Genomic DNA, 15,163 nt, shown 5'->3' with positions numbered 1-15,163 from the left:
CGTTATTTCTTTCGCTCTTTCCTTCGGGTTCCCAGACGCGGCGGCTCTACCTGATTCAGTATTCCCGTCAGCAGACTCCGCGCCGTGACTCCTTCGATTCTGGCCTGCGGTTTCAGTATAACCCTGTGGGCACAGACATCCAAAAACACATTCTGCACATCCTCCGGAATCACGTACGTCCGCTCCTTCAGCACAGCTCTTGCTCTGGACATCTGGCTCAGGGCGATGACACCGCGCGGACTGACTCCCAGTTCCACCAGTGAGGAATCTCTGGTGGCTTCGCAGAGTCTGGTCATATACAAAAGCACCTCGTCCGTCATCTTGATCGATGACATAAAATTCTGTATCTCCAGAATATCGTCCGCACTGATTACTTTTTGGATACTGTCCAGTGGATTGTTATACTGACGCTGTTTGATGATGTCGACCTGCTCCTGCGTATTTGGATAGCCAATGCTCAGTCTCACCATAAACCGGTCAAGCTGGGAGTCCGGCAGTGGCTGTGTTCCAACTGATCCGACCGGATTCTGTGTCGCAATACAGATAAACGGCTGCTGCATCTTATGTGTAATTCCGTCCACAGTCACACTTCCCTCCTCCATGACCTCCAGAAGAGCCGACTGCGTCTTCGGTGAAGTACGGTTGATCTCATCGCCGAGAAACAACTGGCAGTCCACCGCTCCCGCCTTGTAGTCAAATCCTCCGGTTTCTTTGTTATACACACTGAATCCGGTAATGTCCGAGGGCATGGTATCCGATGTAAATTGAATACGCTTATAATCAAGTCCCAGAGTGCGCGCAAATCCAAGTGCCAGAGTCGTCTTGCCCACCCCCGGGTAATCCTCCAAAAGGATATGTCCTCCGGCATAGATCGTCATCAGTACTTTTTCCACGACATCATCCTTGCCGACCAGGACCTTCCCTACTTCTCTGATGATCTGTTCTGATTTTTCAATAACCATTTGGTTTCGTTCCTTTCGCTTATGTACTTTCATTAAAAGACATTCTCCGCCATTGCATCCCTGATTGCCTGCTTTAACTCCCCAAAATCAATCGGTTTTGACACATGACCATTCATTCCCATGGCCGCAGACCTTCTCTTATCCTCTACAAATGCGTCCGCAGACAGCGCGAGAATCGGTATCGTCCCTGCATCCGGCCTGCTCATTGCCCGGATCGTCCGCGTCGCTTCCCAGCCATTCATCTCCGGCATCTGGATATCCATCAGAATCACCTGATAGTAGCCTGCCTCATGCTCACTGAACAGCTTGACTGCCTCCAGTCCATTGACCGCAAGTTCGACACACGCGCCCTGAGACTCCAGAAGCTTCTCCGCAATGAGCGCATTAATCTTGTTATCCTCAGCCAGCAGCATACGTAATCCCTCGAGGCTGAAGGAATCTCCGTCGTCCTCAGTCTCGGTCTCAATTTCCTCTGCCCCCGGCAGCATCTGCTCTCCCTCCGCGATCGGCAGCTCCAGAAACACAGAGAAATCGGTCCCCCTGCCCAGTTCACTGTCAACGGTAATCTGTCCGCCCATCAGGCTTACCAGATTGTCCGCAATCGCCATTCCCAGTCCACTTCCGCCATATTTTTTCGCAACCGTAGAATCCTCCTGCTCAAATGGATTAAAAATGCGGTTCATAAATTCCGATGACATTCCTTTTCCGGTATCACGCACCCGCATCATGACATTCAGTTTATCGTCAATGATGTGCATCTGTCGGAAAGTCATGGTAATCTGTCCTCCCGCGCTCGTGAACTTGCTGGAATTGGATAGAAAGTTGGTCAGAACCTGTGAAATTCGAAGCTCATCTCCAATCACATAGCGCACCGTGAAATCCTGCATCTCCAGGACAAACCGGACCCCCTTTTCCTCCACCGTCACCTGAAACATATTTTTCAGTTTTTCCCCCAGCGCAAAAAGGTCCACCCGCTCACTGGCCAGCTCGATCTTCCCGCTCTCAATGCGCGACATATCCAGAACATCATTGATAATAGACAGCAGAAACCGGGACAGTCCCTCCGCCTTTTCGAGATATTCTTTCGCCTCATCTGCCTTGTCTATGTTTATTTTTGCGAGAGAAATCATTCCCAGCATGCCGTTCATAGGCGTGCGGATCTCATGTGACATCTTAGACAAAAATGTAGTCTTTGACTGATCCAGCTGGTGTGCTTTCAAGACTTCCTCTTCCATATGAATCAGCTTTTTATGCTCTTTTGTGACGTCCCGCATCGTGCATAAATAATTCTGGCCATCCTCTGTCAGTGCGACAGAAATGTCTCCCCAGCGGATCTCATCACACTCCAGATGTCTGTATTCGATCTCCGTCTCAAACGGGCTTTTCCTGTCCCACTTTTCCAGCTGCCGCACGAACTGTCTGACACCTTTGCGCGAGACCGTTTTCTCCAGCACATGGAAATCATCAGCCACATCCGATGGTCTGATTCCCAGAATATGCTCGACATTCTCACTGATATAGACAACACAGTAATCCTTTGCACGCACCAGGAGAAAGATTTCATCTCCATATTTTGAAATTTCATCGTAGAATTGTCTGATATCACCCAACAGCTTCTTCTGTGTCTGACGGTTTCTGTTTTTCTGATTTCTCAGTTGGATCAGCACCTCCAGCGCAAGAACAGCCAGCAATACCATGACAATAATCCCCGCATGACTTTCCAGTGACTGCAATAATTTTTCCAAAGCCTTTTCCTCTTCGTTCTCTGATTTTGCGTATATTTATCAACTACATCAATTGTAAACTTTTTCCTCAAAAACGTCAATAAATACTGGATCTTAGGCATTTTTTTGATGAAAGCCGAGCGAAAAGTTTTTGATATACTTCTTGACAATGCTCCTGTCCAGGTCTATTCTATATACATACCGACAGTATGTAAGGAGGTTTACAATGTCCAGAAACAAATACCCGGAAGAAACTGTGAAGCTTATTCTGGATGTAGCACAGGATCTTTTTCTGGAAAAGGGATATGAGAAGACTTCGATTCAGGACATCATCAACGGTTTAGGTGGTTTGTCCAAGGGCGCAGTCTATCATCATTTTAAATCCAAGGAAGAGATTTACGACGCTGTAGGGAATCGATACAACCAGCAGATTCTCCATACTCTGAGACAGGTTCGCGACAGTGCTGATCTCACCGGATGTGAAAAGCTTAAGGAGATGTTCCGCTTCTCCCTCGCCAGCTCAGATCAGGATCTTCTGCACCAGACCCTGCCAAATATGCTCGACAATCCAAAACTTCTGGCCATGGAGATCCATGACATATTTGAGGACGTCGTTCCATGCTATATTCAGCCTATTATTGAAGAGGGGATTGCGGATGGCTCCATCCAGACAACACATCCCAGAGAACTGGCGGAAATGATCACGCTATTGACCAATCTGTGGCTGAACCCACTGGTCATCGCCGCAGACATCGACCAGATGGTCAGCCGGGTAGATTTTTTCAACAGTCTGCTCAGGCCCATGGGAATCGAATTGTTAACTGGCGGAATGTTAGAGGATTACAGACGTTTTTGTCTTCATGTGCAGAAAGACCAGAAATCATCCCCAAAATAATGCCCTGAGAACGGGCCATTATTTTTGCTCTTATACATACCGTCGGTTGGTATTAAAATTAAAGGAGGTACTATTATGAAATCCAAACTTTTTCAACGTAACTTTACCATGGTCGTCATCGGACAGATCATCTCTCTTTTCGGCAACAGCGTTCTGCGCTATGCGCTCCCGCTGTATCTGCTGAATCAGACACACTCCGCCTTTTTGTACGGCATTGTACAGGCACTCTCGTTTCTGCCCATGCTGCTTCTGGCTCCCGTAGGCGGCATCATCGCCGACCGTGTGAACAAGCGCAACATTATGGTCTGCCTGGACTTTTCTACCGCCGCCCTGATGCTGCTGTACACATTGTGCTATCAGCGGGTGGGTCTGGTATCACTGCTGATCGTTGTTCTGATGCTCCTATATGGAATCCAGGGCGCATACCAGCCCACGGTTCAGGCTTCTGTTCCGGTGCTGGTCTCCCCCGGAAATCTGATGGCGGGCAATGCGGTCATCAATATGGTCAGCTCGCTCTCCGGCATCCTCGGTCCCGCACTTGGCGGAATCATCTTCGGCTTCTGGGGGCTTCGGCCAGTGCTGATCATCAGCATCGGCTGCTTCGTGTGTTCCGCTGTCATGGAAATTTTCATTCAGATTCCGTTTGAAAAGCGTTCCACTCAAAAGAATCTGTTTCAGATCGCTGCCGCGGATATAAGAGAGAGCTACACCTTCATCCGCCATGAACGTCCGGAGGTCGGAAAAGTGGGATTGCTTCTGACTGCTGTCAACACCGTGTTCTCCGCACTGATCATCGTCGGACTCCCCATCGTGGTCAACGAGCATCTTGGCTTTTCACAGAGTATGGGAAACCAGCTGTACGGCTATGCCGGGGCTGCGCTGTCCGCAGGGGGGCTTCTGGGCGCACTGTTATCCGGCAGCATTGGAAAGCGGCTGGACATCTCCCGCTCCGACCAGTTGATCCTCCTGTGCACCGCCGCTCTGCTCCCGATGGGACTGGCCATGTTCCTTCCCATCAACCATTTTGCAGCTTATTTTATCATCCTTTTTTCCTGTATGGTGATGATGGTGCTCTCCACCCTGCTCAGTATTGAAATGATCACCTACGTACAGAAAATCACGCCCGGCAGGATGATCGGCAAGGTCATGGCTTTGCTGACCTGTCTCGCCATGTGCGGAAACCCGATCGGACAGGTAGTCTACGGTGCTCTGTTCGAGCAGTTTGCCAGCCGCATCTACGGTATTTACTTCGGAGCCTTTCTGGTCTGCATCGCTTTGTGGTGGGTTTCACGCCGTGTCTTCGGCAGACTGGATAACCGGATCATGTGCATGGAACAGCCGTAAGATTATACTTTTCAGACATAAAAAGCACCAGCCCTTCTCTACATTTCTTGTAACAAAAAGAGAGGGCTGGATTACAATTGAATGTCACTTTTGCAGGTTTGTTTCCCCTGTATCTTTTTCCTCTTTCATCCGGCACCGCAGCAGCAGAATGCCGGTCAGAATCAAAAATGTATCCATCTGACTATGGCAGAAAGCCTTCCAGATTTTTGCGTCGATCACCGTCTTTTCCATGGCTGTCATCTGCGCCACCGCCTCTGCCTCCTGCTTCCACAATGTAGTAAAATATGCAAAATCTGACCACTTTCCCGGAGTGATTTTCTGCGTCACCGTAAATACCGGCCAGAACAGTCTCACGAAAATAACGACTGCCGTACCAAACAACAGCAGAATGACAATACAGGCTATAGGCTGGTTCCGGCTCTGACTCAGCCGTTTCCCCAGAAAAATGCTCACAGATGCCAGCACACCAAACGGCAGCAGCAACTGCTCCAGGCTCACCACATCCCGTGCCAGCGGGTAGGCGATCTGCACCGCATCTATCGAGTTGCGGATCAAAAATGCGTCTCCGTTCCACGGTGCATTCTGTCCGGCAGTTCTCTTCAGGTTCATCCGGTTCAGCACCTGCCCATCCAATGCTTCCTCTGCGGAAGCATTCAGGACCAGAACATCGGAAATGCTGTGGAGCACATCACGAATGATCAGGCTCCGGCCCTCGAAGACCACCGCCCGGCCTGTCACCTCACTGCTCCCAAATAGTTTCTGTGCCGTATTCTCTCCGATCAGACACCCCCGGATGTCTTTTTCCTCCAGACAAACAGGCTCCGAAATCACCAGACTGCCAGGGCCAAGCAGCCACAATGCCGAAACCTCTGCCTGTCGCGCAAGCTCCGGGTTCTGTACCTGCTGCCCGTCCAGCTGTCCCCATACGGTGAACTGCTGCGGGTCTTCCTGTTGTTCTTCATTTTCCTGTATCTGAACAATTTCTTTTCCGGACCAGTCACCGCTTTCGTTTCGGAAAAAGAGACAATCTGTCTGTTCCCTTATCAGCATGGCCCCGGCGGTCAACGACGTGTAGCACATCAGGATCACACCGCACAATAAGATACCTGTCAGCATTTTCAACCTTTTCATTTCTTAGTCTCTGCTCCTTTGCACATCCGCCCGTCTTAAACCTGCTTTCAGCAGCCGGACTGATATCTGCTCCTTCTACTCTTCCAGCCGTACAGTCGCGCCCGCCTCCACTTCACGGTCGGCGGAGACAATCACCGCATCCTCCGCCGACACACCTCCTGCCTCGAGTGCTGCATATTGCGTATTTTTTTCCGCCACAGTGACGTCCGCCCGCCGCGCCCGGTACACCGTTCCGAGAACCGTCTCTTCTTTCTGCAGGACAAAGACGTAATACTGCTTCTGATCCATGTGGAGTGCCTGCACCGGCACACACAGCGGATAGCTCGCCGACTGCCGGGAGCAGGTCAGCTTTGCATGGACACCCACTGACAGCTCTCCCTGCGGGAGCAGGACGATCACGTCCTGCATATCCTGCACCGTGCTGCCGGAACTTCCCGTATCTCCCGAACCGCCTGTACTCCCCGAACTTCCTGTATTTCCTGTACTCCCCAAACCGCCTGCGCCACCTGCGTTTTCCACACCACCTGTACTTTCTGTTCCGACGGAAGAGATGGTAACGCCTGTAACTTTTCCGCCGCCGGACGTAGGGGTCAGCTCCACCGCATCTCCCGTCGACAGGTATTTGGCATCTTCTCCCGGCACCTGTGCCACAAATCTGGTTCCAGAGCTCAGATCTGCCATTGTAACCGCCGCCGTCCGGGTCGTCAGGCCCCCGGTCTGCAGATCCAGCTTCGTGACCACACCTTTCCCCTCCGCGGCCACCTTCCCCCCCTGCTCCTTCAGAGCCTGCAGACGATCCAGGCTGAGCTGCTTCAATCTCATGTCCATCTCATTGGTTTGGATAGTGCTGTCTGAAGGCGTTCCGATCTGTGCGTCCTGGACCGCGCGCTCTGCCGCTGTCTGGCCGGCATCCCTGGCATTGAGCGCATCCTGATACGCCTTTTTTTTCGATTCATACGCATCGACCAGTGCATTCTCCTTGTCGGCACTGCTCACATTCTCCTGCGCGGCCCGCTGCTGTTCATACTGACTAAATGCCTGTTCTGCCGCCTCCGCATCTATTCTTGCACTTTCCAGTTCCTCCATAAGCGCCGGCTGTTCCTCCTTCTCATCGGACGACAGGCCATCCCATTTTTCCTGCAGCTGCTCTGCCAGTGTCCTCTTCTGCTCCCAATCCGACTGAAGGCTTTCCAGCACCGTGTCTGTGCCGTCCTCTTCCCCGCTGTCACAGCCCTGGCCATTGTAAAATGCATCCAGTTGTTCCTGGGCGCGGGCAAGCTCCCGGGCCGCATCGTCCACGGCCTGATCTCCAGTTGCGGTCGCCGTGTCATAATCCTGCCGGGCGCGGGCAAGTGCCGCCGTCTGTTTCTGATCTGTGATGGACTGCTGGCTAGCGGAGTCCGCATTGGCCAGCCGCAGCTTTTCGATCTCCTGATTCGTTTTCAGAATTGCTTCATCCAGCTTCTGCATATCCAGCGCAAACAGCACCTCTCCCGCCTCCACCTGCTGTCCTTCGCTGACATAGATGGACGCCACCGTCAGATCCGGCTCCACGATCACCGCGCGCTCCCGGTTCTGTATCACTTTCCCCTCCGCCTCCACCCGGTGCTCGATCACCTTGGCCAGAGGCTTCGACTTCGTGACCTTCGGCACGGTAACACTGGCCGCCGCTCTGGACAAAAAGGTGCAGAGCAGCATCGCGCCAAGAAAGAAGCACGCTGCCGTCACAATGTTTTTGCGCCCTCCCGGCAATGTTTTTATCCGGAAATTCCATAGTTTTTTCCACAGTCCTTTTTTCTCCACACTTCGCATCGTTTGGCTCCTTTTGTATCAGTTTCTTTTTTCTTTTTTATTTACTCCTTCACGGCCGCCGCCATAATTCCCTGCTCCAGATAATCCTGCCCGCCAAGAAACACAAGCATTGCAGGAACCAGTGTCAGAAGTGATGCCGCAAATGCGGTGCCGGCCTCCTCCAGACCAATGTTCGGCAGGTAGAGTGACAGCGGCCAGAGTGATTTATCCTTGATGTAGGTGAGCGGCTGTTCAATAAGATTCCAGTATTCCAAAAATCCCAGAACCATGGCCGACAGGATTCCCGGCGCTCCCAGCCGCAGTCCAAAGGACATGAAAATCTGCAGTTCTCCCGCCCCGTCGATTCTGGCCGACTCGATAATAGCCTGTGGGATTCCCACAAAAAAACGATAGATAAGAAACACCGGAAATGTAGAGAATACCCCCGGCAGTATCACCGCCCACAGGGTATCCAGAAGCTGCAGCTTATCTAGTACCAGATAGCCCGACAGCATGGTCACCTGAAAGGGCATCATCATCAGCAGGATATAGAGCGTAAACAGCGCACTCTTACATGGGAAGTCATACCTTGCAAATCCCCACGCCGCCGGAACGCTCACTAGAAGCTGTCCGGCCAGGATCCCGGCCACCGTCTTCACACTGTTCCAGAACATAACGAAAAATTCCGGGGAATCCATCAGCACTCCCACATAGTTTCGCAAAGTCGGGTACAATGACATCAGTGGAAAACGCACATATCCTCCGCTCCCGGAGAGCACCGGTCCCAACAGCTCCCGCAGCTCTGTCTGCCCCATCAGGGAGCCTGCTGTCAGAAACAGCACCGGATAGCATGCCAGAAATCCAACGGCAAAGAGCACCGCCCAGATTATATATTTTTTCATTATTCCACGTCCCTTCCCCACGCTTTTTGCAGCAGTAGCACTAATAGTGAGACCACCACCGTCATGAGCACGGCTCCTGCCGCCATCTTGTCCATGGACAGATCACGGAACCAGTTGTTGTACAGATGCTGCAAAAGATACATGCTGTCATCTGGATAATTTCCCGCCACCAGATACGCCTCCCGAAATACCTTGAACGAGTTCAAAAAAGACAGTACCGTGATCGTGTAAAGGGCCGGAAACAGATTGGGGAGCGTGATTCTGAAAAACAGATCCCACTCCCCGGCTCCGTCCACACGCGCCGCCTCATAAATGCTCTCCGGGATGGTGCCAAGCCCGGCAATCCAGAGGATGACATCATACCCCAGATTCTTCCAGATATAGCTGAACACCAGCACCCAGAACGCTGCTCCCGTGTTCATCCAGTTCACGGTGCCTGCATGGAGCCACGAGAGCAGCCCATTGAGCAGGCCATGATTGTCAAACACCAGCCTCCAGATCAGCACCACAGATGCGGCCGGGATAGCCATCGGAACCAGATAAGCACTCTTTAATCTGTGTCCCCACCGCCCCTGGCGATGCAGGAACACGGCAATGGCAAGGGACAGCACGATCAGAATGGGAATGCAGACGGCCGCGAACCGGGCCGTATTTTTGCATGCCAGGTGAAATGCAGGGTTGGTCAGCACCGTACTATAATTCTGGAATCCGGTAAAGCGTTTGCTGACGGCCCCCGTAAAGGAGCGCCTCACTACATCCAGATAGGGGACCAGAATGAAGACCATGACCCCTGCCATACTCGGCAGCACAAAAAGCAGTCCGCGAAACGTATTTCTTTTTTTTCTGTTATACACACATTTTTCCTCTGTTCGTCTTTCCTCTATTCATCCAGGTACAGATTGATTTTCTGCATGATATTGGAAACCGCATCCTCCAGCGACTGCTCCCCGCGCAGATAGGAGGCTCCCTGCTCCATCACCGGATCCTGAATTGCGGCATCATTGATACAGGGACTGTCCAGCGATTCTAAAAGCGAGGTCAGCCGGTCCATGTCCTTCTGGGAAGGTTTTTTGATTGCAAATTCAATCAGGACTCCCTCCTCTGATGTGATCGCGATTCCACCGATCTCATCTGCGCCGTTGGCGTTCCACTGCATCTTTTTGACCGTGTCAAACGCTTTCTTATTTGCAGAAAACACATAATCCCCCTGTGTTCCCGTATCGCTGCCCAGCACCGTTTCCACAAACGATCCGGCCAGGTCTTCCTGCTTTGTCCCACTGCTGATCCCAACGATAACCGATGGCACAAAGCTCTTTTTGTTTCCGCTGTCCAGCAGCGCATATTCCAACTCTGCCTGCTCCATCTGTTCCTGTGCCGAGGTAACTGTGGCAAAATTCACCATCGCTCCAAGGGTGCCAAATCCGATTTTCCCTTCCCCTGTGACCAGTCCCATAATATACTGGGTCAGTGTATCCCGCGCACTATCTGTCGTAAAGTTTGACACATAAGCCGAACCGCCTGTCTCCTCCTGCGTCCTGGTGTTATAGATGCGGTCTGCCTGCGTCAGGAAATCCCGGACTGCATCTTCCGAGATGCTGCCATCCTTTTGTCCCCAGTTGGCAGAGTCCGCGTAAAACAATTCCTTCAGCAATTCCTCTGCACTCATACTCTGGAGTATATTCCCCCCCGGATTTGATGCCTGAAGTGTTTCTACCCGATCCGCCAGATCCGTCAGACTTCCCGCCGACTTCATCACAGTATCCCCATCGCCCTCGATCATGGGCACATAAAACTTTGCAGGAACAGCATACAGCTTTCCATCTGTCTTATATGCATCGGTCACATACTCAAACATGCCATCACTCTTTTTGATTTTCTGCACGATATCCGTGATATCCATGAGCATATCCTTCTGAATATAATTGTCGATCGGCATGCCGTCCATGATCATCACATCCGGTCCCTTTCCGGCCAGAATGTTCGTATTCAGTGTGCGCAGCGCGTCCTCTCTGGTGACGCCGTCCTCCCCAGTCACACCTACTTCCAGGTTGACGAAAGTGTCCGGATGTGCCTTCTGAAACAGGGAGATGGCCTGTCTCAGATAAGAATGATCCTCCAGAGAATAAACCGTCAGTTCTTTATCCGGCACTGCGGGAGTCTTTTCATCATAAGTGTAGCGAAACAGTTTGCTTGTCTCCCCGTTCTCCAGTCCTGCAATCAGGAAACTTCCGTCTTCCAGCTGGAACATTTTGCTGATTCCAAGTGTCGGATTCGCCAGACTGGTAAGCTGTCCGTTTATAATCTGCTCGCAGACACTTCCACCGTCCGCATGGTAATAGACCCCATCCGCGCAGCCATAGAACAGGCCGCCGTCCCTGCCCTTTTCAAAAAGGACTGCCGGAAAACCTCCATAGCTGTTGTTCTTGTCCCCCATGCTTTTCAGTACCTGATCAGTCAATACTTTGTCGGGCTTCTCCGGTTCTCCAGACTCCAGATCATAGCACAGCACCTGGCTGTCCGTGACGAGTACACACTGGCTGCCCGTCACCGTACTGACACGGATTCCCCCGCCTCCCCCGTCAAATGTTTTCACAATCGTACCTGTTGTCTTATCCACTTCATATAAGACGTTGTGATAATCTGTCACATAAAGTTTTCCGCTGTCGGAGAACATCACACCGTTTACCTCATTGCCATCCTTCTCACTTCCCGGTACGCTGACCGTCAGATCTGTGACCGTTCCATCGGTTCCAATCAGATGATAATAATTGCTTGCTGCCATTGTGGTGTCATCGTAACAGGTTTCCCGGGCCATGATCTCCCCGTCCGGGGCCATATTCAGGTACAGTTCCCCTCCGTTTGGCCGCAGCTCTTCGGAGTTTACATTCACCGGAAATTCACCCTGTTTCCAATCCTCTCCGTCATCGGAGCTGTAGACCTGGTACTCCCCGCTGCTGGTATCCATACTGATTATGCGAAGCGTTCCATCTGCCATTTGCTGCAGATCCATCAGGTAGCCCGCCCCTTTTGCAAGCTTGATCTCCTCCTCCGTATATCTGCCCATGGCAGTTTCTTTCTTCTCTTTCTCTGCCTTCGAACACCCGGAAAGTGTCATCAGTGCCATTACTCCGGCCATGGCAAGTACAATCCATTTTTTTGTGTTTTGTTTCATGATCTCCTCCTCCTAATTTTTCAAAGAACGCTCACACAGCTTCACTGCTGTTTTAAAGGTCTCTCTTTGCTGTTTTAAAAGTCTTTCTTTGCTTTTGAGACGATTATAGCAGGAGACTCTCTAACCTTTCTCTAATTGCATCTCTATTTTTCCTCTAAAATATGATCCTCTTAGAGAAAAAATAAAGATTTTTATGGTACACTGTTTTTCGTAGAGCATTCCGGCTGGTTTCCGAACAGCTATATATAGAAAGATATAAAGGAGTTATTATGCGAATATTAATCATTGAAGACGATGTGCGGCTGTGTGATTCACTGCGCTATCAGATGGAACAGGAAGGATACGCCGTGGACGTCTGCCACGACGGTGCGGACGGCTGGGAACTGATCCGCCAGGAGTCCGCAGATGTGATTCTGCTCGATCGGATGCTTCCCTCTATGGACGGGATCACGATTTTACATCGGACGCGGTCTCTCGGAATCACAACACCCATTCTGATGGTAACTGCGCTCGGTGAGCTGTCTGACCGGGTCATGGGACTTGACGGCGGCGCGGATGACTATATTGTCAAACCATTTGAATATGAAGAACTGATGGCACGAATCCGCTGCATCATCCGGAGACCGCCGGCACTGTCCGCCACGGAGCTCCTCACTTGTGGGGATCTTTCCTATCATTTTACCACCCGGCGGCTGGGCTGTGGTTCCCGGACGCTTCTGCTCTCCAAAAGAGAAGGCACCCTTTTGGAATTTTTCCTGCGCAACTGTGGGCAGACCCTCCCCCGCAGCCTGATTCTTGCCAGAGTCTGGGGGCCGGATGCCGAGGTGGAGGACGGCAACCTGGACAACTATATCCATTTTCTGAGACGGCGGCTGTCTTCCGTGAACAGCACCGTTCAGCTGAAAACCATCCGCGGAATCGGATACTGTCTGGAGGAATCTCATGTTTAAAAAACTGCACCTGCAATTGACCTTTTTTTTCACCGCTGTCACCGGTGCTATTCTGATCGCCATGACCGCTCTGTGTCTCTATCTGTCAGAGAATGGGATGATCCAGAACAACTACGTGACCTTTCTCAACACAACAAACACCATGATGACCTATATGACCGGTCAGGACATCATCACCCACGAATGGCTGGCCAGCCAGGAACGGGATGGAAATTATCTGGTATCCATCTATGACAACGGTGTTCCACTCTATATGGACAGGCTTGCGCACGGATCCGAGGATTCCGCACTTCTGGAACAGGCGGCTGCCCGCGCGGAGGAAGACTACGGCTTCGACATCACGTCGGGCTCTGCCGACCGTCGTCTGTCCGACTCCCAGAACTTCTCCATGAAGGATGAACAGGGCACGAGGTACGAGGTCTGTGTCATGACGCTGCCCAAAAATGACGGCGTTCTCCATGCACTCGTTCTCTATTCCAGAGCGTCGGAGCATACGCTGCTCCTGCGTCAGCGATGGTTTTTCGCCCTGCTGGTTCTTGCGGGAATCCTTCTGCTCGCCATCTTCTGCTGGTTTTTTACAGAGTATCTGATCCGCCCCATCGAGGAGAGCCGGAGAAAACAGGCACAGTTTATCGCCTCCGCATCCCACGAGCTGCGCTCGCCCCTGAGTGTGGTGCTCTCCAGCGTGTCCGCGCTGAAAAAGGCTGCACCGGAAGATGCGCCGCGTTTCACAGAGGCGATCCGCTCCGAATCCGCGCGGATGGCCCGCCTGGTAGATGAAATGCTGACTCTGGCCGGCTCCGATGCCCACAACTGGCAAATAAAAAAGGTGCCCACACAACTGGACACCCTGATTCTTGATACCTATGAAAAATATGAACTGTTAGCCCGCTCGCAGCATATCCGTCTGTCCGTAAACCTACCGGAAGTCCCCCTCCCGGAATGTAACTGCGACGGTGGCCGCATCGAACAGATTCTCTCTATCCTTCTGGACAACGCACTCAGCTACACCCCCGGCGGCGGACATGTCGTGCTTTCGCTCACCCATGAGACGCATCGTTTTCTCATCCGCGTTTCGGACTCCGGCCCCGGCATCCCGGATGCACAGAAGGCTCTGATTTTCGAGCGCTTCTACCGTGTCCAGACCTCCCGGACCGACAAAGAACACTTCGGTCTCGGACTCTGTATCGCCGCGGAAATCATCCACCTGCACAGAGGACGGATCTGGGTGGAAGACGCGCCGGGCGGGGGAAGTGACTTTTTCTTCTCACTCCCGGCCTGATGATTTATTTTTTCAGACAGTTTCCGCTCTAACGTTCTGTTCTCTTCTTCAGTCGCCAGTATTGAACACCGAACTGCACGAATAGAATCAGATACAATACAAGCAGTGCACAGAACACAAAGAAGATGCCTCTGTCCGCCGCATCCTGAAGGTGAAACACCCGGAACATCTGCGGCACGATGCAGCAAAGGAAAATACCGATCAGCGGGATCATCCTTCCCTTGAACACTCTTCCGATCATATCCAGCCTGGAGCTGTCATCACAGAAGATCTCTTCGTCCTCCTTCATCTCCGAGACTGGCTTGCGAAAATAGCTGTATCCCAGAACATCCATCAGATATTCCCACCCACAGTCTGTAAACATCTGTACATATTCATCCTTATGTGCAGCCCCATCCTTGTTGTAGTCCAATTGATAGACCACATCCTCCGGCTCGCACTTTACGAAATGATAAAAACAGGGAACCGTATACCCCACAAACTTCCAGCCGGACTGATGCCGCTCGCGCAGATACTCCTGTTCTTTTTCATACTCGGTGATTGTAAAAAATCGGATTTCCAGCTTCGTTTCTTTCATGACACAGCCTCCTTCATGTTCCGGTATAAACGCTCAATTCGCTTCATCTCTCGTTCCAGTACTTCTATTCCCAATTCGGTGATCTGATAGATCTTCCTCTTTTCTTCCTCCCGTACAAATGCAATCAGTCCATCCTTCTCCATCTTGGAGAGTGAGCCGTACATCGTTCCGGGACTCAGCCGGACCTCACCGCCTGTCATCTCTTCGACCTGCTGCACAATGCTGTAGCCGTGCATCTCCTTCCGAAGAGAGAGCAGGATGTAAAAACCGGTTTCTGTCATCGGGACATATACTTTTTTAATATGTGCATCCATTCTATGCTCCTCCTGTATGTCAGCGCTATATATTTCAGTGCATGTGTTCCACTGCAATGTATTTCAGTACAATGTATCGCACCTCGTTATATATTATATATAGCACTGCGATATATATT

13 protein-coding genes are annotated in these 15,163 nt (G+C 51.5%); 4 read left to right on the top strand and 9 right to left on the bottom strand.

All coding sequences use genetic code 11. The annotated features are described in order from the left end of the window. Window positions 1-2: 2 nt before the first annotated feature. Entirely contained in the window at window positions 3-995 is a 993-nt protein-coding gene (locus tag BUB85_RS07730) for an AAA family ATPase (RefSeq protein WP_200803557.1), read from the bottom strand. Further along, on the bottom strand, window positions 995-2,707 hold the full coding sequence (locus BUB85_RS07725) for an ATP-binding protein (protein ID WP_073107954.1): 1,713 nt from the start codon (window positions 2,705-2,707) through the stop codon (window positions 995-997). The genes BUB85_RS07730 and BUB85_RS07725 overlap by 1 nt, the downstream gene beginning before the upstream one ends. A 205-nt stretch (window positions 2,708-2,912) precedes the next feature. On the opposite strand from BUB85_RS07725, the gene BUB85_RS07720 reads away from it, so the two are divergent. Together BUB85_RS07720 and BUB85_RS07715 are read left to right on the top strand one after the other, a co-directional pair. Continuing rightward, window positions 2,913-3,581, top strand: a complete 669-nt coding sequence (locus tag BUB85_RS07720; protein ID WP_073107950.1) for a TetR/AcrR family transcriptional regulator — start codon at window positions 2,913-2,915, stop codon at window positions 3,579-3,581. Window positions 3,582-3,656: 75 nt separating this feature from the next. After that, window positions 3,657-4,925 (top strand): MFS transporter, encoded by a 1,269-nt coding sequence (locus tag BUB85_RS07715; protein WP_084533954.1) that lies wholly within the window; start codon window positions 3,657-3,659, stop codon window positions 4,923-4,925. 84 nt (window positions 4,926-5,009) lie between these two features. Here the strand turns inward: BUB85_RS07715 and BUB85_RS07710 are convergent, their stop codons facing one another. From BUB85_RS07710 to BUB85_RS07690, 5 genes are all read right to left on the bottom strand, one after another. Then, the gene (locus BUB85_RS07710) at window positions 5,010-6,056 is read right to left on the bottom strand and encodes a hypothetical protein (RefSeq protein WP_073107944.1); all 1,047 of its coding nucleotides are present in this window, start codon (window positions 6,054-6,056) and stop codon (window positions 5,010-5,012) included. A gap of 75 nt (window positions 6,057-6,131) precedes the next feature. Beyond that, a complete protein-coding gene (locus tag BUB85_RS07705) occupies window positions 6,132-7,868 on the bottom strand; it encodes a biotin/lipoyl-binding protein (RefSeq protein WP_073107940.1) in 1,737 nt (578 codons plus the stop codon). 41 nt (window positions 7,869-7,909) lie between these two features. Then, window positions 7,910-8,749, bottom strand: coding sequence for a carbohydrate ABC transporter permease (locus BUB85_RS07700; protein ID WP_073107935.1), 840 nt, complete (start codon window positions 8,747-8,749; stop codon window positions 7,910-7,912). Further along, window positions 8,749-9,603, bottom strand: coding sequence for a carbohydrate ABC transporter permease (locus BUB85_RS07695; protein WP_073107929.1), 855 nt, complete (start codon window positions 9,601-9,603; stop codon window positions 8,749-8,751). The genes BUB85_RS07700 and BUB85_RS07695 overlap by 1 nt, the downstream gene beginning before the upstream one ends. 26 nt (window positions 9,604-9,629) lie before the next feature. Next, the gene (locus tag BUB85_RS07690; RefSeq protein ID WP_073107925.1) at window positions 9,630-11,921 is read right to left on the bottom strand and encodes an extracellular solute-binding protein; all 2,292 of its coding nucleotides are present in this window, start codon (window positions 11,919-11,921) and stop codon (window positions 9,630-9,632) included. A 269-nt stretch (window positions 11,922-12,190) separates the two neighbouring features. On the opposite strand from BUB85_RS07690, the gene BUB85_RS07685 reads away from it, so the two are divergent. Together BUB85_RS07685 and BUB85_RS07680 are read left to right on the top strand one after the other, a co-directional pair. Beyond that, entirely contained in the window at window positions 12,191-12,871 is a 681-nt protein-coding gene (locus BUB85_RS07685; protein ID WP_073107920.1) for a response regulator transcription factor, read from the top strand. Further along, complete coding sequence (locus BUB85_RS07680; RefSeq protein WP_073107916.1) at window positions 12,864-14,153, top strand: sensor histidine kinase; 1,290 nt, start codon at window positions 12,864-12,866, stop codon at window positions 14,151-14,153. Before BUB85_RS07685 ends, BUB85_RS07680 begins: the two co-directional genes overlap by 8 nt. 28 nt (window positions 14,154-14,181) lie before the next feature. Here the strand turns inward: BUB85_RS07680 and BUB85_RS07675 are convergent, their stop codons facing one another. Then, complete coding sequence (locus BUB85_RS07675) at window positions 14,182-14,730, bottom strand: DUF2812 domain-containing protein (protein WP_073107912.1); 549 nt, start codon at window positions 14,728-14,730, stop codon at window positions 14,182-14,184. Further along, window positions 14,727-15,044, bottom strand: a complete 318-nt coding sequence (locus BUB85_RS07670) for a PadR family transcriptional regulator (protein ID WP_073107906.1) — start codon at window positions 15,042-15,044, stop codon at window positions 14,727-14,729. Before BUB85_RS07670 ends, BUB85_RS07675 begins: the two co-directional genes overlap by 4 nt. Between the last annotated feature and the right edge of the window lie 119 nt (window positions 15,045-15,163).

The organism is Hespellia stercorisuis DSM 15480, from assembly GCF_900142165.1.
Classification (GTDB): Bacteria; Bacillota; Clostridia; order Lachnospirales; family Lachnospiraceae; genus Hespellia; species Hespellia stercorisuis.
The sequence above is the reverse complement of the archived record's forward strand: the minus strand, read 5'-3'. Positions and strand labels throughout refer to the sequence as shown.